This window comes from Granulicella pectinivorans, assembly GCF_900114625.1.
Lineage (GTDB): Bacteria > Acidobacteriota > Terriglobia > Terriglobales > Acidobacteriaceae > Edaphobacter > Edaphobacter pectinivorans.
In genome coordinates this window covers 1,877,229-1,893,197 of sequence record NZ_FOZL01000001.1, presented here as the reverse complement: position 1 = coordinate 1,893,197, position 15,969 = coordinate 1,877,229, and the positions used below count along the sequence as shown (strand labels likewise).

Here is a 15,969-nt window from a genome sequence, read left to right as displayed (position 1 = left end):
GGTAAGATATCGGTTCCCCAAACGAAGGAAAACTCCTCCACAGGCGACCTTGTATCCTTGAACAACCATGCCCGAGGACTCCAAGCTCCCCTCCACCGATGTCTACGCCATCCACGGCGCCGAGCCAGAAGTCCTCGCCTACGCCATGGCCAAGTACTCCCGCTCCGCCCTCAATCTCCGTGACTCCCTCGCCGAGATCAGCTCCCAGCGTGCCGAGCAGTTCCTCAACACCTTCTACTTCCAGTACGGCCACCGCTCCATCGCCGACCTCGCCCACATCCCCTTCGCCATCGAGCGACTCAGTCTCCTTGCCGCCATCTCCCTGGTGGACGAACAGCGCTGGGACGGCCAGGAGCGCTCCACCCGCTACCAGGACTTCCGCAAGTCCGGCTGGTATACCCCTGCCAACGCCGGCCCCGCCTACACCGCAGGCGTCGAAGGCCTCTTCGGAGCCTACGACCGCATCGGCGCCGGCATGCTCGAAGCCCTGCAAAAGGCCATCCCCTGCCCCGAGAGCATGAAGCAGGACGCCTACGTCCGCACTCTCAAGGCACGCGCCTTCGACGTCGCTCGCTATGTCCTTCCCCTCGCGACCAACACGTCCCTCGGTCAGATCGTCAACGCACGCACCCTCGAAACCCAGGTCTCCCGCCTCCTCACCAGCTCCTTCGGCGAGATCCGCATGATCGGCGAAAAGCTCCGCGACGCCGCCAGCGAGCCCGCCTGGAACGTCCAGCACGCCACCGCCGCCCAGCTCGTCGAAGAGGCCCAGGCCCTCGATCCTGCCTTCGCCGCCCGTCTCGCCGAGCAAATCCTCCGCCCCGTCAAGACGGCCCCCACCCTCGTCAAATACGCCACCCCGTCCGACTATCAGGCAAAGAGCTGCAACGAGCTTGAACACGCCGCGCATGAGCTCATGGATGGCCAGCCTATCTACCCCGCGCCCGTCGTCGACCTCCTCGAAGACGACGAACCCCTCGAGGTCGAGCTCGCCACCTCCCTCCTCTATCCGCACTGCCACTTCTCCTACCGCCAGCTCCGCGGCACCGTGGGCGCACTCACCGAGCAACAGCGCGCCGAGATCATCGCCCTCGGCATGAAGCATCGCGGCCGCCATGACGAGCTGCTCCGCGCCTTCCACTCCGGCCAGGGCCTCCGCTTCGACCTCCTCATGGACATCGGCGGCTTCCGCGACATGCACCGCCACCGCCGCTGCACCCAGCTCCTTCAGGGCTTCACCGACCTCCACGGCTACGAGCAGCCCATCTGCCCCGGCCAGCCCACACTCGAAGAAGCCGGCTTGGCCGCCGACTACGAGGCCTCCATGACCGCAGCCCTCGAAGCCTACCGCCAGGTCCGCGACTCCGGTACCCCCGAAGCCCACCAAACCGCCCAGTACCTCCTGCCGCTGGGCATGCGCTGCCGAGCCATGTTCAAGATGGACTTCGCCGAAGCCCTCTACATCTCCGAACTCCGCTCCGGAGTCGCCGGCCACTTCAGCTACCGCCGCGTCGCCTGGGACATGTATCAGGCCGCCTCCCGCCGCCACCCTGCCCTCGCCCCCTACTTCCGCGTCGAAGACGTCAACACCCCCATCGACCTCCTCCGCCGCTAGAAGCACCGGAGCATCGAAAACGATGGCTGCCCACCCTTGCCCACTCTCCTCGGGCAGGGTGGGTAGAGCCGCCAGGGACTCAAAGCCAAGCCCCCAAATCCCAACCCTCCGCGTCCAAAAACAAAAATTCGCGTTCCCCATGGTGTACCGTCTTCCCATACGATCCATCAGGAGTCCTCCCGTGATCAGCACTCTCCCCAGAGTCGTTCTCTGCCTTGCCCTGTGCGTGCCCCTCACCCACGCCCAAACCATCTCTGGTCACGTCTCCCTCTCCGACACCAGCGGCCCCGCCCGCTTCGCCCACGTCCTCCTCAAGCGCCTCCCGGATCCTCCCGCCGCCGCCGCAAAGCCCGCCAAGCCCGTCGACCCCGAAAGCGCCGAGGCCCTCTTCAGCGAGGACTCCAATCAAAAGACCCCAGCCGATCCCGATGCCAGGGCGGCCGCCGGAAGCCTCAGCAAGCTCTTCACCTCCATCGGCGACGTCCTCTCCTCCGCCACCGTCGGCCCCAACGGCGACTACACCCTCGGCGGCATCAAGCCCGGCGTCTACTACGTCCACGCCGTCCTCCCCGGCTACATCGACCCACTCGCCGCCTTCACCGCAGAGGAGCTCGCCAGCCCTGACCCAGCCGTCCAGAAACGCATCCGCGCCGCCGTCCCCACCATCAGCATCCAGGGCACCGAATCCGCCCATCTCGACCTCAGGCTCGAGCTCGGAGCCGCCATCTCGGGCCGCATCCTCTTCGAAGACGGTAGCCCCGCCGCCGGCTGGAAGGTCAGCGCCATCCCCTATACCGGCGTCGAGACCGCTCCCGCCGCCGGCACCAGCCTGGGCCTCGCCACCGCCGACATGCCCGGCATGACCGACATGCTCTTCCAGACCACCCACATCACCGACGACCGCGGCACCTACCGACTCTCCGGCCTCGCCCCCGGCCCCTATCTCATCCGTGCCATCCTCACCGTCGGCAGCGCCACCGCCGGCAGCGCCCGAGCCTCCGGCACCATGCACCTTACCGTCTACAGCGGAAACGCCACCCGCGCCGAAGACGCGAAACCCGTCACTGTCGCCACCCGGGAAGACCGCAAGGGCGAAGACCTGACCATGCCCCTCAGCCGCCTCCACACCCTCTCCGGAACCGTCATGGCCAAACTCGACGGCAAGACCGCCAACTCCGGCACGGTCCAACTTCGCGAAGACGCCGACACCTCCCTCTCCCAGCTCCAGGTGGCCGGCATCCAGACCGACGGCACCTTCCGCTTCGACTACGTCTCAAGCGGCCACTACACGCTCAAGATCAAGCAGGCAGCCGTCACCGAACCCACCGGGACCACCAAGAAGCTCTTCGGCATGGAGATCCCCGACACCAAAACCCTGCGATCTTTCGCTCCCGGCGAACAGAAGGCCACCGTCACCAACGGCGACGTCGCCAATCTCACCTTCTCGCTCGAAGACGTCCCCGTGAAAGCCAAGAAGGACGAGTAAATGACCACCATCGAACCAGCCGCCACCGCAGCCGACCTCGACCACATCCGCACCCTCATGCGGGCCTATGGTGCCTATCTCGCGCAGAATCCCACCGGGGCCGCGAACATCTGCATCCAGGGCTTCGAAAACGAGATCGTGGCGCTCCCTGCCCCCTACAAACTCATCCTGCTGGCAAAGGTAGCCGCCCAGCCCGCCGGCTGCGTAGCCCTGAAGCCAATCCCCGGCGGCATCGAGATGAAGCGTCTCTACGTAGACCCCACCCATCGCGGCCACAGCCTGGGCCGCAAGCTCATCCAGCAGTCCATCGCCTGGGCCCGCACCCAAAACTACGAAACCATGTACCTCGACACCGTTCCCGCCGCCATGCCCGAGGCCAATGCCTTATACGAGCGTCTGGGCTTCCAGCGGGTAGAGCGCTACAACGACAACCGCGTCCCGGACGTCGTCTTCTACCGCCTCATCCTATGACGAGCACCTCAAGACCGGGTGCGTCGTCCGCGCACCACAAAATCACCACCCGATCCATACATTTGCCCACGTTCTACTGCACTAAAAACGCACTATTCGCCAAGAATATCAAGGATGCGGCCGCTCGGAGTCAGCACCCCGACCGAAGACCCCGGCATCTCCTCAGCAGCCTCCTGAATCGCGGCCGTTGCCGCGGCAAACTGCTCCTCCAGATGCCCCGGATCGGGGTTTTCCCAACCGTCTGCCTCATCCTGTATGTCCAACATCTCAAACAGGTTCTCAGTCTTCCGAAAGAGATCGAGAATCGCCGCATGCACCATGGGCCCGGCAAACTGGGTCTTGCAAAAGTCCTGCATGAATAGATCGGTATCGAACTCGAAGCTCAGCGGTTCACACTCCGGGTGCGGCAGAAGATACACACCCTTCACCGGCCCCACATAAACATCTTCATATTCATCGGCTTCCGGGTCTTCCGGCTGAAGATATCGCGTCATCTCCCGCTCCGCCTCCGCAACCGCGTGTACAGCCCATTTCCGCGCCTCGGCGAACGCCGTAACTTCAGCAATAAAAGACACATACGCCTCATCCGAAGCAAGCTGTCCCTGGTAGTGAATCGTAAGCCCCATGCGCCGATTGTAACGGCCCGAGGGTTTACCCTTTGGCTAATACTGGCTCTGCTAATGTTTTTCGTGGTTCGGAGTCTACACAGGGGTAAAGGATCACTTGAGGTGTTGGCCGCTAAGTCCCATCGCATGAACCACGGATGGTTCGCGCATCCAGCTCGCCATCCCCTTTCACCTTGACCGCCGGCACGCCGGTGATTACTTTCAAGTTAATGGCGAACGTACAAACTATGACCTCCACCGCGACTCTCCCCATCGATTCCCCCATCTCCTCGAATATCGGGACTACAATCCGCGGCTATCGGCTGCAAAAGGGCATGTCGCAGGGAGACATCGAAAAGCGTACCGGCCTCCTGCGCTGCTACCTCTCGCGCGTGGAAAACGGCCATACGATCCCTTCGCTCGAGACCCTGCAAAAGATCGCCCGCGCCCTCGATCTCCAATTGGCTCAGTTCTTTGCGGAGGAGACGGTCGGCAAGGAGATGTCGTCGCTGCACCTCAGCGAAGAGGAGATCCGCTTCCTCACGCAGGTCCAGCGTTACTCGTCGCATCTCTCCGACTCCGATCGCAAACTGCTTCTCGCGATGGTCCGCAAGTTCGCCCAGACCTCGCTGGGATAAACAGAGCAGGAAAACCGGATGAAACCGAAAGCGGGATAAGTACAAGCAAAGGCTTTGCTTATCCCGCTTTATCTCTTGGATCCAGTCTTCTTTCTTTCAAGGGACTACCGCAGATTCGAAATCCAGTACCCGAACAGCACCAGTACGAACGCCGCCGAGCCGAAGACCAGTCTCTGACGCGCCAAGTACAGGACCCGCCCCGAGGTCATCTGCGGCACCAACCCGGGTCCCAGCAGGAGACCGAACCCAAACCCTCCGAGGTGCGCCGAATTGTCGATCCGGACCGTGTCGAGCGGGATGAACTTGTTGATTTGAGGGAACATCTGACTCAGCGGCAACATCGTCGCCGCACCGATCACCAGGTTCAGGAACGCAAAGATGATGACCGCACGGCGCATCTCCCGCAGCTCCGACCACGGTGCCCGCAGCCTGCGGTTCGAAAGCAGCACGATCAGCAATCCGGAGATCCCGAACACCGCCCCCGACGCCCCCGCCAACACCCCAAAACTCTCCAACGGCCGGTGATACCAAAGAGATTCGAAGACATCCCACCCAGCCGAGAGCAGGTTTCCGGCGGCTCCCGTCAGCACGTAGGTAGCGAGCAGCCCGAATGTACCCAGCAGAGGCTCCCCGAGCAACCCTAAGTTCCATAAACACCACATGTTACCGGCCAGATGCAGGATGCCCACGTGGACGAACATCGCCGTCACCAGCCGATACCATTCCTGATTCAGCACTTCGAGCGGCGTCGAACCAGCCCCGAAGCGCAGCAGATCCTCCGGCGTCGGGCTCGTCGCCGAGACGCCGCTATGCTTCATCCAGAGGAAAATTCCAATGTTGATGGCGAGCAGGAGATAGGTTGCGGGGTAGTTTCTTGGGTCCCAGTCCCGCGCGCCGTTGTCTTCAGGCAGCGCGGGCTTCTCTTGATCGGGATCGCCTTGAGGAAGAGAGGACATGCTTAGGTTTTACGCTAAAACGATGAAAACTCAGAATCAGGCGTGATTCTTGGTGATACGGTCACGCAGGTTTTCAGGAAGGCGCTCGACCGGAATCCGCCTCAGGACGATTCCGCTCAGGAAGCCCGGCAGAGGCGTCGCCACGGCGACCAGAACCCAAAGCAGCATTGAAAAGAAGAGTCCAGCAAACGCGACGGCCTCGAGCGAGATCGCCACCGGCGTCCGCATCAACTGGACATGGACCGAACCTAGGTGAAGCGCAGAATCGATGCGGTGGATGACCGAAACAGCCAGCAGAAACGCCATGATGGAGAGCGTCGAAACCGAGATCAGAAGCACGTCGATGGTGCGGTGCAGTCGCTCCTTGGAGCGGCAATGCTGGCAGGTATTCAGATGACTTTCGTAGTCGGTGCGCATGTCGGGAGAAAGACCCGAAATGTCGTACCTCCATCCGGACAGAATGGCCCCGACGACGGGGTCGATGCAGTGAGTTGTGGGCATGCGTCGATTCCTTTTCTTCGATGGATTCACGAAGATTGTGTGTGCGCTCGGGCCATGAGCTGATGGCCTTATTCTATTCCTCTTAGATCGAGGGGGAAAGGGAAAGATTCATGGAATCGCGCCTCGCTTGGAGTGTTTTCCCTCATCGGTTTCTATGGATCCTTTTGTTTAGAGCGAGATAGGCTCCATGGGAACGGCCTGATCGGCGGTCAGAACACGGTTACCAAGCAGCGTCATCCTGCCCCCAATCGCCTGCTCAGCCGCAAGAAGCGCCAGCGCAGGGTTGTTGTTCGACGCCGAGATATGGCCAAGGATGATGTACGCGGAACCTCCGTCGTAGTCGCGCGCCAGAAACTCGGCAGTAGCATCGTTCGACAGGTGACCGACACGCGAGAGTACACGCTGTTTGACGCTCCAGGGGTAAGGTCCGTCACGCAGCATCTCAAGATCGTGATTTGACTCCAGCAAAAGCACGTCAATCCGCTTGAGCGCGGCCTTCACGTTGGGCGGCATATAGCCCAGATCCGTCGCGATCGCCATGCGGATTCCCTCGGACTCAAAGACGAAGCCGCAGGGATCGGCGGCGTCGTGCGGCGTCGTGAAGGGCGAGATATCGATGTCTCCGATGGAAAACGGCGTTCCGGCACGAAAGTATTCGACGGCGGGAAGGTAGGTCGGATCGGCTTTGACGGAAGAAGGCAGGGCGGCAGTCGCCTCTTCGTCGCAAACGTCTTCGTTTTCTTCGACTTCCACATCCGCCGAGGAGTGGTTTACCAGCGGGTCGAGCGTCGCGGCCTCGGCGGAGATGCTGGCGATCGCCTCAAACTGAGCCGCGCCCGTCGCCGCGGCATCGAGTTCCTGCACGGGAATGGCTGCGGTCGTAGCTTGCGCACGGGCTGCCTTTTCCTTTTGCAGATGATCGAGCCACTTGGCGTAAGTCATGGTGGTCTTTGGAGTTAGCATCCGAACCCAGGCCCGGTGCGTGGGCTCGGTGAAGAAGACGGGGATGCGCAGACGACGCGCGAGGACGGCAAGGCCGTCGATGTGGTCATGGTGCTCGTGCGTGATGAGGATGGCGTTGAGCTGGGCTGGGTCTTCGCCGGCGATGGCCATGCGGCGCAGCAACTCCCGGCAGGAGAGCCCTGCGTCCACCAGGACGCGGGTGCGGCCTGACGAGATGACTGTGCTGTTGCCTTTTGAGCCCGAGGCTAGGACGGTCATGCGCATTTGGTTAACAATACGCCGTCCGCGAAGGGGGAACAAACGGTTGCAATCGGGCGTGTGGACGAGGTTAATTGTGTCGATTCCGAACGTTTTGCGAGCATTTCAGGAAATGGCTCACTCACTCCTTGTCAGAATGTTGGCATTTGTGGGGTTTTGTGGTCATTTTCGGGTTTTTATGGGGTTTTCTTTGGGTTTCTTCGGGGTTTACCTGCAATTTTCGGGACGGTAAAACGTGGGCAAATGGATGGATTCTGTGGCCAGAGGTACGGTAAATGACGGTCAGTGTTTGAGGACAGTTGCGAGCAACGTTGCGAGACCGTTCCAGGCGATCTGAACGCCGATACAGACCAGGATGAAGGCGACGACGCGCAGGATGCCGTGGGCCGTCGCGGGGGAGATTTTCCGGGTGACCGCGGGGGCGTAGGCGTAGCAGACGTAGACGAGGCCGCTGAGCAGAAGGACCGCGAGGAAGATGCCCAGATGACCGAGGAGGGAGTTGGTCAGAGTGTGGTTGTCGACGCGGGCGGTGAGGGTGAGCATCGCAACGAGGGTGCCGGGGCCGGAGGTGACGGGGAAGGTGAAGGGGTAGAAGGCCTTCTGCTCGAGGGCCCGAGTGCCGAACTCGTCGACGGCTTCTGTCTCGTCGCGTTTATCGCGAATGCTTGCGGTGGAGTCGGGCTCGTTGAGAACGGACCACCCGATGGAGGCGATGACGATGCCCCCCGAGAGCTGCACGATGGGCAGCGAGATGCCGAAGAACTTGAGGATCGCCGAGCCGAGAAGCTCAATGATGGCGAGGAAGATGACGTTGTTGATGGCGATGCGGCGCGCGAGGGAGCGGTAGGTCTGCTGGGGCGCGTCGCCTACCAGACCGAGGAAGACCAGGGCCGAACTGAAGGGATTGATGAGGGGCAAAAGGGCCGAAAAGGCCAGTAAGAACGACTCCCAGACTTGCATGACTCTTCCCCCCTTTCTGTCCTGCCGGACGGGACCGCTCCGCGCGGTGCGGTCCCTGTGTGACATGTATGCCGGTTTTGCCGGTTCAAGAGGTGCCGGTCCTCGCGTTGCTCGACGTTTCGCTTCCGCGGAGGTGCTTCAGGGTTTGCGGACGGCCTGGATGTCTTCGAGGAGGATGGATTGGCCGGCTTCCGCGGTCTTCAGCGTGCCGTCGGGGAGACGCTCGACGGGGAGGAAGAAGACGTCGGGGTTGTCCTCTCCCTCGTAGACGAAGAGGGGCGTGGCGAGGAAACGGGTTCCATCGAGGGCCTCGATCTCGATGACCTGGTCAATGCTGGCGTTGAGTAGGGCTTGGTGTTCAGGGGTCATGGTTCGTTGGTTCCTTGAAGGGTGAGTCTATCAGGGGGCAGTTCCACAGTGCTGAAGCGCGGCCTCATCGTCTTCGATACTTTTCCCTGCAGAGAGGATCGTCGGCCCCGAGTGTTCCGCGAGTGGCTGCTGAGGATGTCGATGGAGCCGCCCGGCCTCGGGTACCGTGGTGGAGAAGGGATGAACGGCTGAGGCAGGTGGAACGCGCCGGGGTCCTTCGACTGCGTCGTTCGCGATGAAACTGCGAACGACTTCGCTCAGGGTGACAGGGTTATGGGGTTGTGGGCTTGAGAGGTGCGAGGAAGGTGAGGACGGCTTGCTGAAGGGCGATGCGCTGGCCGGAGTAGGAATGGTCCGTGGTGAGATGGAGCGTCTGGACCCTGGTGCCGCCGGCCTGCCGGATGGCGGCGGTGACGGCGTCGTTCGAGGGCGCCAGGCCGTCGTCGGAGGTGAGGACGAGGACCGGGCGGGTGGCGAGCAGAGGAGCGAGTTGGACGGGAGTCCAGTCGGCGCGGTTGGCGAGGACCTCTTTGGCGAGTGCCTCGGGGCTGGTACCGGCGAGGGGCGCCATGCCTTCGGCTGCCAGGCCTTTGGCGATCATCGGGATGGCCATGGTTTCCATCTCGGGGGTGACCTTCGCGGCGCGGCCGACCATGTCGGCGGCGGAGAGGAGGACGATGGCCTTGATGGCGGGATCGTGCGCGCCGACGTAGCGGGCTACGAAGCCGCCCATGCTGTGGCCCACGAGCGCGATGTTTGCGGGATCGGAGTGGAGGCGTTTGGCGTTGGCCGGATCGCGGAGGTAGGCGATGGCGGTCTGGGCGTCTTCGAGGCAGTGGGTGAAGGAGAATTCGCCGGGCGAGCCCCAGGAGCCTCGGTAGTTGAAGAAGAGGACGTTCCACCCGGCGCGGCGGAGGCTCTGGGCGAGGTCGAGGTTCTTCTCGTTGCCGGGGAAGCCGTGAAGCAGGACGACGGTGGGGTGGGACGAGGGGCCGGCGGCTACGTAGACGATCGCGTTGAGGAGGGCTCCGTGGCTGGGGAGCTGGAAGGTCTCGAAGCGGGCTGGGTTGGCCTTGTCGGGGGCCGGATCCTGCGTGATGGCGGCCATGACCGCCGCCGAGGGCTGCTGGGCGTGGAGGGTGGGGGTGGCCAGGAGCACGAGGGCGGCGATCAGGGGATGCAGACGCATGGAATCTCTCAGATGGCGGCTTTGACGGGCGCGAGGAAGTTGACGACCGAGCGCATGACGATCTCGTTGCGTTGATTGTAGGTCAGGGTGCGGGTGCGGACGATGCCGAACTCCTTGCGGGACTGGGAGTGGCGGACGCCGAGGACTTCGATCTCGGAGCGGATGGTGTCGCCGGGGCGGACGGGCTGGGTCCAGCGGATCTCTTCGACACCGGCGCCGATCATGCCGCCGAAGACCTGAATGGTCTGCACGCGCATGCGCATGACGATGGCGGCGGTGAGCCATCCGGAGGCGGCGAGCCCCTTGAAGAAGCTGCCCTCGCCGGCGGCCTCATCGAGGTGGAAGGGTTGCGGGTCGTACTTGGTCCCAAACTCTTTGATCTCTTCGGCGGTGATCTTGGTGCCGCCGGTGGATGCGAACTGCTGGCCGACGTAAAAGTCTTCGAAGTAGAGCTCTTTCATCGCGCCATCATAGCAGCTAGGCGTGTGCGTCTTTCGGAGAAGAGGCGTAGGTCTCAAGCAGAAGCGTGCAAGCGACAGCGACGAGGGTACAGAGTTCGCCATAGATGCGGGTCTCTGTGAGCACACCGTAGAAGCACATGACGATAAACCAGATCGGGATGATCAGCATATAGGCCGCAACGCGCGTGTCCGGAATACGCCTGCGCAACAAGAAGACGACCGGAAGCAGGAAACCGCAGCCGCTGAGAAGTTGGGGCCAGTTGTTGGGATACAGGAGATAGGGCCTGTTGTAGCCGAGGCGCAGGAAGTCCTGGCTGCGGTCGTTGAGCTGGAAGAAGTGGCCCAGGAGGAGCTTGACACCGATCCAGATGGCGGAGAGGAGGGCTAGCTTAAGCCAGGGGAGGCGCTTCCACGGCAACCTTGCCGGGTTGAGCGTCGTCATCGGAGCGAGAGCGTCCAGCGCGACGAGAGGGATGAGGAACATGGTCGTTTCGCGGTTGAAAGAACCCACGAGCATGACGAGGAGCAGAGGGAGGAACTTGCGTTGGTAGACGAAGAATAGCCCGGCGGTGAAGAACGCCACGGACAGCATGTCGTAGGGATAGTAGAGATTCGCCTCAGAATGGAGGACGTAGCTCCAGACCAAGGCGAAGATGAGGATGGGGTACCAGAGCAGGGAGAACATGCCGTTTTTGGTCGTGGCTCGGTAGAAACGATGGCAGAAGAAGGAGAAGACGGCAAAGGCGACCAGGTCGATGAGGAGGAGCCAGATCTGGTTCGCGTTGGCGAAGGCTCCGGCATGTCCCTTGACGATGGAGGCTGGAATCGGAATGTGTTCCAACAATCGGATCAAGAAGATGGGAAGAACGCGCCGCTGGAAGGGAAGGCGTTCGGTGCCTGCGAGGTAACTGGAGATCTTGAGGTATTGCACCGGAATGAGCAGGTGAACCCGGACGAAGAAGTAGCCGACGAAAGCAAACAAAGCATAGACGCCAGCGCGACCCCATGCACTGACACACCATGGACGCGTGGAGTTTGGGGCTCCCAGGCTCGAATCCGGCTCGGATGACATGGGTAGAGTATGCCATGGAGACGATGCTTCTAATACCGGTAAAAGCCTCTGCCGGATTTGCGGCCGAGCCAGCCGGCGTCGACCATGCGGACGAGGAGCGGGCAGGGGCGGTATTTGGGGTCGCCGAGGCCTTCGTGGAGGACACGGAGGATGTCGAGGCAGACGTCGAGGCCGATGAAGTCTGCGAGGGCGAGCGGGCCCATGGGATGGGCCATGCCGAGCTGGAAGACCTGATCGATGGCCGCAGGGGTGGCGACGCCCTCCATGACGGAGAAGACAGCTTCGTTGATCATCGGCATGAGGACGCGGTTGGAGACGAAACCGGGGGCGTCGTTGACCTCGACGGGGGTCTTGCCGAGCTGGAGGGCGAGGGCATGGACGCGGTCGTAGGTGTCCTGTGAGGTTTGCAGGCCGCGGATGACTTCGACGAGCGCCATGACGGGGACGGGGTTGAAGAAGTGCATGCCGATGACCTTGTCCGGGCGCTGGGTCTGGGCGGCGAGTTTGGTGATGGAGATGGAGCTGGTGTTGCTGGCGAGGATGGCTTCTTCCGGGAGGATCTTGTCGAGGGCGCGGAAGAGCTCGGATTTGATGGGGAACTGTTCGGTGGCGGCTTCGACGAGGAGGGTGGCGGGGGCCAGGGCTTCGCGGTCGAGGGTGGGGATGATACGGGAGAGCGCGACGACGGATTCGGCGGGGGTGAGTTTGGATTTGGCGACTTCGCGGGCGAGGTTTTTCTCAATGGCGGCGAGGCCACGGTCCAGGAAAGACTGCTGGATGTCGTAGAGGAGGACCGGGAAGCCGGCGCGGGCGAAGACGTGGGCGATTCCGTTGCCCATGGTTCCTGCTCCGGCGACGGCAATGGTGGGCGTTGGCTCCATTGGGGGGAGTTTAGCAGGGTGAGGGGTGGGTTGGCCTGTGGGGGAGCGTTGGTGCCTTCCTTGGAATCAGGCTTATTTTGACTGCGGACGAGATGACGATTTCGCGGATATAGGTTGCGGGAACAGGAGTTGCGAACTTTCTTCTTGACCGTGGGGGAAAACCCACTACTATTTGGTTGTGGATCAATTGGGTACTACCTTTGCAGCTTTATCGGATCCCACCCGTCGGGCGATGATCGAACGTCTCTCGGTTGGGCCTGCTTCGGTACGTGGATTGACGGAACCGTTTGCACTCTCGCAGCAGATGATTTCAAAACATATCGCCTCCCTGGTACGGGCGCGGATTGTCGTGAAGACGAAGCGTGGGCGAGAGAGTGTGTGCATGCTGCGGCCGGAGGCGATCAAGACGGTCAGCGAGTGGGCGATGAGCTATCGGCGGTTCTGGGAAGAGAGTTTCGACAAGCTGGATGTGGTCGTGAGTGAAATGAAAAAGGCGGAGGCCAAAGATGCAAGAGAGCGCAGGTAACGAGATAGAGCGGATGGTCGTTACACGAATTTACGATGCCCCACGCGAGCTGGTTTGGAAGGCGTGGACGGACCCGAAGTACGTGATGCAGTGGTGGGGGCCGAAGGGCTTTACGGCACCCGTTTGCAAGATGGATTTTCGTGTGGGGGGAAGACTTCTCTGCTGCATGAGAGCTCCGGATGGGCAGGAGTTCTGGAATGCGAGTGAGTACCACGAGATTGTGGTGCACGAGAAGATCGTTTCCTCGATGTACTTTTCGGACGCGGAGGGAAACAAGATCGATCCTGCGGAGCTGGGCATCGAACACGAGGCCATCGACGGGGCGTACGACGTGACCCTCTTTGAGGATCTTGGAAACGGCCAGACGAGGCTCACCTTCATTGGCAATGAGCCGCTGGAGAGCGCGAAGAACAGCGGTCAGATGGAGGGCTGGATCCAGATACTCGACAAACTTGCCGAGGTTCTTGCGGGGCTCGTGCAGGCGCAGTAGTCCGTTGCCAAGGGTTGGGCCGGGCGCAGAACAGATGTTCTGTGCCCGGGCTTTTTGGGCTTCTGAGGGATAAAGGGATGGCAGGGAGAGGCGCGCCTAGAACTTGTAGATGAGGTCGGCTCCGGCGAAGAACTGGTTGCGGGCTGCGCCGTTGTCGTAGGCTTTCTTGTCCCAGGAGTGGTCGAAGCGGATTTCGGGGCGGAGCATGACGCTCGAGCCGAAGTACTTCGTCGCGTAGAGGGTGTTTTCGGTGTACTTGGTGGCGATGCCGGTGCGCTGGCCCTTCTTGTCGTTGAGCAGGTCGGAGCGGAAGCCGATCATCAGGTGGGGGTTCACTTCCCTGTTGACGTAGTTGACGATGGCGTACTCGGGCGCGGTGCAGGTGAGCTGTCCGGGGGCGCAGAAGGCTCCGTTGGCACCGATCTCGGGTGTGATGGGGTTGACTACGTTGCCGGCTACGTTGGGGACCTGACGCTCGTACATGTACCAGGACTCGGTGGCCATGTGCCACTTGGCGTTGAAGCGGTGGTACCAGGTGGCGTCGTAGTCCTGCAGGTTGTTGTAGGCGTACTTGCCGTCGTTGATGCCGTTGGCGCAGACGTAGACGTTGTCGTGGTTGGTGCCGGTGGAGTAGTTGAGGCAGGCGATGCCGGAGGCCTTGCGGTCGTCGGACCAGGGGGCTACGTCGTGGCCGGCGGAGACGCCGAGCTGGACGATCCACTGTTTCGAGAGCTTCAGGGTTCCGTAGATGCCGGTGTCGGTGAAGGGATCAATGCTGTAGAGGAGCGAGTGGGTCATGTTGTAGTTGTTGGGCGCGAGCTGAGCCTCGATACCGGGGACGGAGAGGAAGCGTCCGATGCGGATGTTGAGGCCCTGCTTCACCGGGAAATAGAGGTCCAGGTACTCGAGGACGGGGTCGAAGCCGTAGCGGCGATTCTTTTGGAGGAGCTGCTGCGAGAAGTAATCCTTGGCGGTGGTGAAGCGGTAGTCGTTGCCGTAGAGGGCAGTGAGGTGGAAGCCGTAGTCGAAGTGGGTGTTCTGGACGGTGTCGGGTTGACGTTCTACGTAGACGACGGCCTGATTCAAGACGACGGAGTTGGGGAAGACGTCGTAGGTGACGGGGAAGTTGTTCTTGTGCGAGGTGCTGTAGTTGAAGCTTGGGGCGATCCAGCCATAGACCTTGACGCGGCTGTTGGGGTGCTTGAGCGCGGTCATGAGGGGGTAGCTGTTGCCGTCGGGGGTGCCGATGATCGGGGATCCGCCGTAGCCCCAGTCGGAGCTGGGAAAGGGTGCGGCGTCGAGGGGAGCGTCAAGGGCCCTGCGGGTGGCGGGGGCCGAGGCGGGGAGGGTATTGTTCCAGTCGTGTTTGTAGTAGCTGGCGATGCGCTCGAAGACGTTTCCGGTGGGTTCCGTCTGGCTTTGGGGGAGGGCTGGGGAGGAGAGTACCAGGGTGGAGGCTAAGGCAAAAAGCGTAGTCATTCCTGCGGAAAAGCGTTTCATACATTCCAATCTGGCCCTCGAACGGTTGTGTTCACGGCCAGACACAACGCTATGCCGAAGTTTGTAAGAAAGGCGTAAGGGATTTGTTTTGAATAAGTAAAGTGCGGTCCTGCCGACGGGCCCTGTGCGTGCGAGAGATCACTTCGCGACTCGTGACTGCTTCGCGTGGGCCTCCGTTGGTCGGCGTGGAATTCAGCGCCTAGCGGACGTGGACGAGGAGGACGGTGACGTTGTCGTGGCCGCCGTTGTAGTTCACGGCCTCGATAAGCTGCTGGCAGCAGGCATTGAGATCGGCCTTGGTGGGAGGCTGAGGGACCTGGGCGAGGAAGTGGTCGATATCCTCGTCGGTGAGTTCGCGGTTGAGGCCGTCGGAGGCGAGCAGGAGGAGGTCGCCGGAGTAGGCGTCGACGGTCTGGATCTCGGGGTCGACGCGGTGGCTGGAGCCCACGGCGCGGGTGATGACGTGGCGGAGGGGGGAGGTTTCGGCCTCGGCGCGGGTGATCATGCCGGCGCGGACCTGCTCCTCGACGACGGAGTGGTCGAAGGTGATGAGGTGGGTGAGGCGGGAGCGGTGGAGGTAGCAGCGGGAGTCGCCGACGTGGGCGATCCAGAGGGTGCCGACGGGGTCGGGGAAGCCCTCTTCGCTGGGGGCGGTGGGGGCGCGGAGCTCGATGGTGAGGCTGACGAGGGTGGTGCCCATGCCCTCGAACTCGTAGGAGGAGTGGGCCTTGCGGTAGACGGTGATGTTGGCGGTACGGATGGCGTCGCGGAGGCGGTCGCCGGGGGTGACGTTGCCGCCCTGCGCCGAGGAGGGCTCCATGGGGGGCATGGCGCCGGAGAGGACGGCGAAGAAGGTCTGAGTGGCGAGATGCGAGGCGATTTCGCCGGCCAGGGCACCACCCATGCCGTCGCAGACGACGAAGGTGGCGAGGTCGGGAGCTGCGTCGCAGGCGTCCTCGTTACCGGCGCGGACGCGACCGCGATGGGTGGACATGGCGAAGACGAAGTCGTTGAGGCCCATAAGTCGG

18 protein-coding genes are annotated in these 15,969 nt (G+C 62.1%); 6 read left to right on the top strand and 12 right to left on the bottom strand.

Translation table 11 applies throughout. The features are described 5' to 3' along the window. The first annotated feature begins 67 nt into the window (after positions 1-67). The 3 genes from BM400_RS07625 to BM400_RS07615 all read left to right on the top strand — a co-directional run bounded on the left by BM400_RS07625 (position 68) and on the right by BM400_RS07615 (position 3,572). On the top strand, positions 68-1,615 hold the full coding sequence (locus BM400_RS07625) for an FAD-dependent thymidylate synthase (protein ID WP_089838140.1): 1,548 nt from the start codon (positions 68-70) through the stop codon (positions 1,613-1,615). A 181-nt stretch (positions 1,616-1,796) separates the two neighbouring features. Next, positions 1,797-3,101, top strand: a complete 1,305-nt coding sequence (locus BM400_RS07620) for a collagen binding domain-containing protein (RefSeq protein ID WP_141223840.1) — start codon at positions 1,797-1,799, stop codon at positions 3,099-3,101. Next, a complete protein-coding gene (locus tag BM400_RS07615; RefSeq protein ID WP_089838137.1) occupies positions 3,102-3,572 on the top strand; it encodes a GNAT family N-acetyltransferase in 471 nt (156 codons plus the stop codon). Between the two features lie 92 nt (positions 3,573-3,664). On the opposite strand, the gene BM400_RS07610 is transcribed toward BM400_RS07615, so the two are convergent. After that, positions 3,665-4,198: a hypothetical protein gene (locus tag BM400_RS07610; protein WP_089838135.1), complete on the bottom strand. Its 534-nt coding sequence runs from the start codon at positions 4,196-4,198 to the stop codon at positions 3,665-3,667. A 227-nt stretch (positions 4,199-4,425) separates the two neighbouring features. Here BM400_RS07610 and BM400_RS07605 point away from each other — a divergent pair, with 227 nt between their 5' ends. Beyond that, positions 4,426-4,815 (top strand): helix-turn-helix domain-containing protein, encoded by a 390-nt coding sequence (locus tag BM400_RS07605; RefSeq protein ID WP_245781972.1) that lies wholly within the window; start codon positions 4,426-4,428, stop codon positions 4,813-4,815. Positions 4,816-4,919: 104 nt separating this feature from the next. Here the strand turns inward: BM400_RS07605 and BM400_RS07600 are convergent, their stop codons facing one another. The 9 genes from BM400_RS07600 to BM400_RS07560 all read right to left on the bottom strand — a co-directional run bounded on the left by BM400_RS07600 (position 4,920) and on the right by BM400_RS07560 (position 12,425). Continuing rightward, positions 4,920-5,771: a rhomboid family intramembrane serine protease gene (locus BM400_RS07600; RefSeq protein ID WP_245781742.1), complete on the bottom strand. Its 852-nt coding sequence runs from the start codon at positions 5,769-5,771 to the stop codon at positions 4,920-4,922. Between the two features lie 36 nt (positions 5,772-5,807). Beyond that, on the bottom strand, positions 5,808-6,272 hold the full coding sequence (locus BM400_RS07595; RefSeq protein WP_089838133.1) for a hypothetical protein: 465 nt from the start codon (positions 6,270-6,272) through the stop codon (positions 5,808-5,810). Positions 6,273-6,440: 168 nt separating this feature from the next. Beyond that, the gene (locus BM400_RS07590) at positions 6,441-7,499 is read right to left on the bottom strand and encodes an MBL fold metallo-hydrolase (RefSeq protein WP_089838130.1); all 1,059 of its coding nucleotides are present in this window, start codon (positions 7,497-7,499) and stop codon (positions 6,441-6,443) included. 276 nt (positions 7,500-7,775) lie between these two features. Then, positions 7,776-8,453, bottom strand: coding sequence for a MarC family protein (locus BM400_RS07585; RefSeq protein ID WP_089838129.1), 678 nt, complete (start codon positions 8,451-8,453; stop codon positions 7,776-7,778). Between the two features lie 138 nt (positions 8,454-8,591). Beyond that, positions 8,592-8,822 carry a hypothetical protein gene (locus BM400_RS07580; RefSeq protein WP_089838127.1) on the bottom strand — a complete coding sequence of 77 codons (231 nt, stop codon included), beginning with the start codon at positions 8,820-8,822 and terminating at the stop codon, positions 8,592-8,594. A gap of 271 nt (positions 8,823-9,093) precedes the next feature. Then, positions 9,094-10,011, bottom strand: coding sequence for an alpha/beta hydrolase family protein (locus tag BM400_RS07575; protein ID WP_089838125.1), 918 nt, complete (start codon positions 10,009-10,011; stop codon positions 9,094-9,096). An 8-nt stretch (positions 10,012-10,019) separates the two neighbouring features. Continuing rightward, positions 10,020-10,472: a MaoC family dehydratase gene (locus BM400_RS07570; protein ID WP_089838123.1), complete on the bottom strand. Its 453-nt coding sequence runs from the start codon at positions 10,470-10,472 to the stop codon at positions 10,020-10,022. A gap of 16 nt (positions 10,473-10,488) precedes the next feature. After that, the gene (locus BM400_RS07565; protein WP_141223839.1) at positions 10,489-11,544 is read right to left on the bottom strand and encodes a hypothetical protein; all 1,056 of its coding nucleotides are present in this window, start codon (positions 11,542-11,544) and stop codon (positions 10,489-10,491) included. Positions 11,545-11,573: 29 nt separating this feature from the next. Continuing rightward, positions 11,574-12,425 carry a 3-hydroxybutyryl-CoA dehydrogenase gene (locus BM400_RS07560; protein ID WP_089838119.1) on the bottom strand — a complete coding sequence of 284 codons (852 nt, stop codon included), beginning with the start codon at positions 12,423-12,425 and terminating at the stop codon, positions 11,574-11,576. Positions 12,426-12,657: 232 nt separating this feature from the next. Here BM400_RS07560 and BM400_RS07555 point away from each other — a divergent pair, with 232 nt between their 5' ends. Both BM400_RS07555 and BM400_RS07550 read left to right on the top strand, forming a co-directional pair. Next, entirely contained in the window at positions 12,658-12,951 is a 294-nt protein-coding gene (locus tag BM400_RS07555; RefSeq protein WP_245781741.1) for an ArsR/SmtB family transcription factor, read from the top strand. After that, on the top strand, positions 12,932-13,441 hold the full coding sequence (locus BM400_RS07550; protein ID WP_089838114.1) for an SRPBCC family protein: 510 nt from the start codon (positions 12,932-12,934) through the stop codon (positions 13,439-13,441). Before BM400_RS07555 ends, BM400_RS07550 begins: the two co-directional genes overlap by 20 nt. Before the next feature lie 96 nt (positions 13,442-13,537). Here the strand turns inward: BM400_RS07550 and BM400_RS07545 are convergent, their stop codons facing one another. Both BM400_RS07545 and BM400_RS07540 read right to left on the bottom strand, forming a co-directional pair. Further along, complete coding sequence (locus BM400_RS07545; protein ID WP_245781740.1) at positions 13,538-14,920, bottom strand: outer membrane beta-barrel protein; 1,383 nt, start codon at positions 14,918-14,920, stop codon at positions 13,538-13,540. A 220-nt stretch (positions 14,921-15,140) separates the two neighbouring features. Beyond that, positions 15,141-15,962, bottom strand: coding sequence for a PP2C family protein-serine/threonine phosphatase (locus BM400_RS07540; protein WP_089841597.1), 822 nt, complete (start codon positions 15,960-15,962; stop codon positions 15,141-15,143). Positions 15,963-15,969 lie beyond the last annotated feature (7 nt).

Bases quoted from the DNA above. Each gene is read 5' to 3' on its own strand.
- BM400_RS07600 (WP_245781742.1), bottom strand. From the start codon at position 5,771: ATGTCCTCTCTTCCTCAAGGCGATCCCGATCAAGAGAAGCCCGCGCTG.
- BM400_RS07560 (WP_089838119.1), bottom strand. From the start codon at position 12,425: ATGGAGCCAACGCCCACCATTGCCGTCGCCGGAGCAGGAACCATGGGC.
- BM400_RS07625 (WP_089838140.1), top strand. From the start codon at position 68: ATGCCCGAGGACTCCAAGCTCCCCTCCACCGATGTCTACGCCATCCAC.
- BM400_RS07555 (WP_245781741.1), top strand. From the start codon at position 12,658: ATGATCGAACGTCTCTCGGTTGGGCCTGCTTCGGTACGTGGATTGACG.
- BM400_RS07590 (WP_089838130.1), bottom strand. From the start codon at position 7,499: ATGCGCATGACCGTCCTAGCCTCGGGCTCAAAAGGCAACAGCACAGTC.
- BM400_RS07585 (WP_089838129.1), bottom strand. From the start codon at position 8,453: ATGCAAGTCTGGGAGTCGTTCTTACTGGCCTTTTCGGCCCTTTTGCCC.
- BM400_RS07550 (WP_089838114.1), top strand. From the start codon at position 12,932: ATGCAAGAGAGCGCAGGTAACGAGATAGAGCGGATGGTCGTTACACGA.
- BM400_RS07610 (WP_089838135.1), bottom strand. From the start codon at position 4,198: ATGGGGCTTACGATTCACTACCAGGGACAGCTTGCTTCGGATGAGGCG.
- BM400_RS07595 (WP_089838133.1), bottom strand. From the start codon at position 6,272: ATGCCCACAACTCACTGCATCGACCCCGTCGTCGGGGCCATTCTGTCC.
- BM400_RS07565 (WP_141223839.1), bottom strand. From the start codon at position 11,544: ATGTCATCCGAGCCGGATTCGAGCCTGGGAGCCCCAAACTCCACGCGT.
- BM400_RS07540 (WP_089841597.1), bottom strand. From the start codon at position 15,962: ATGGGCCTCAACGACTTCGTCTTCGCCATGTCCACCCATCGCGGTCGC.
- BM400_RS07570 (WP_089838123.1), bottom strand. From the start codon at position 10,472: ATGAAAGAGCTCTACTTCGAAGACTTTTACGTCGGCCAGCAGTTCGCA.
- BM400_RS07545 (WP_245781740.1), bottom strand. From the start codon at position 14,920: ATGACTACGCTTTTTGCCTTAGCCTCCACCCTGGTACTCTCCTCCCCA.
- BM400_RS07575 (WP_089838125.1), bottom strand. From the start codon at position 10,011: ATGCGTCTGCATCCCCTGATCGCCGCCCTCGTGCTCCTGGCCACCCCC.
- BM400_RS07605 (WP_245781972.1), top strand. From the start codon at position 4,426: ATGACCTCCACCGCGACTCTCCCCATCGATTCCCCCATCTCCTCGAAT.
- BM400_RS07580 (WP_089838127.1), bottom strand. From the start codon at position 8,822: ATGACCCCTGAACACCAAGCCCTACTCAACGCCAGCATTGACCAGGTC.
- BM400_RS07615 (WP_089838137.1), top strand. From the start codon at position 3,102: ATGACCACCATCGAACCAGCCGCCACCGCAGCCGACCTCGACCACATC.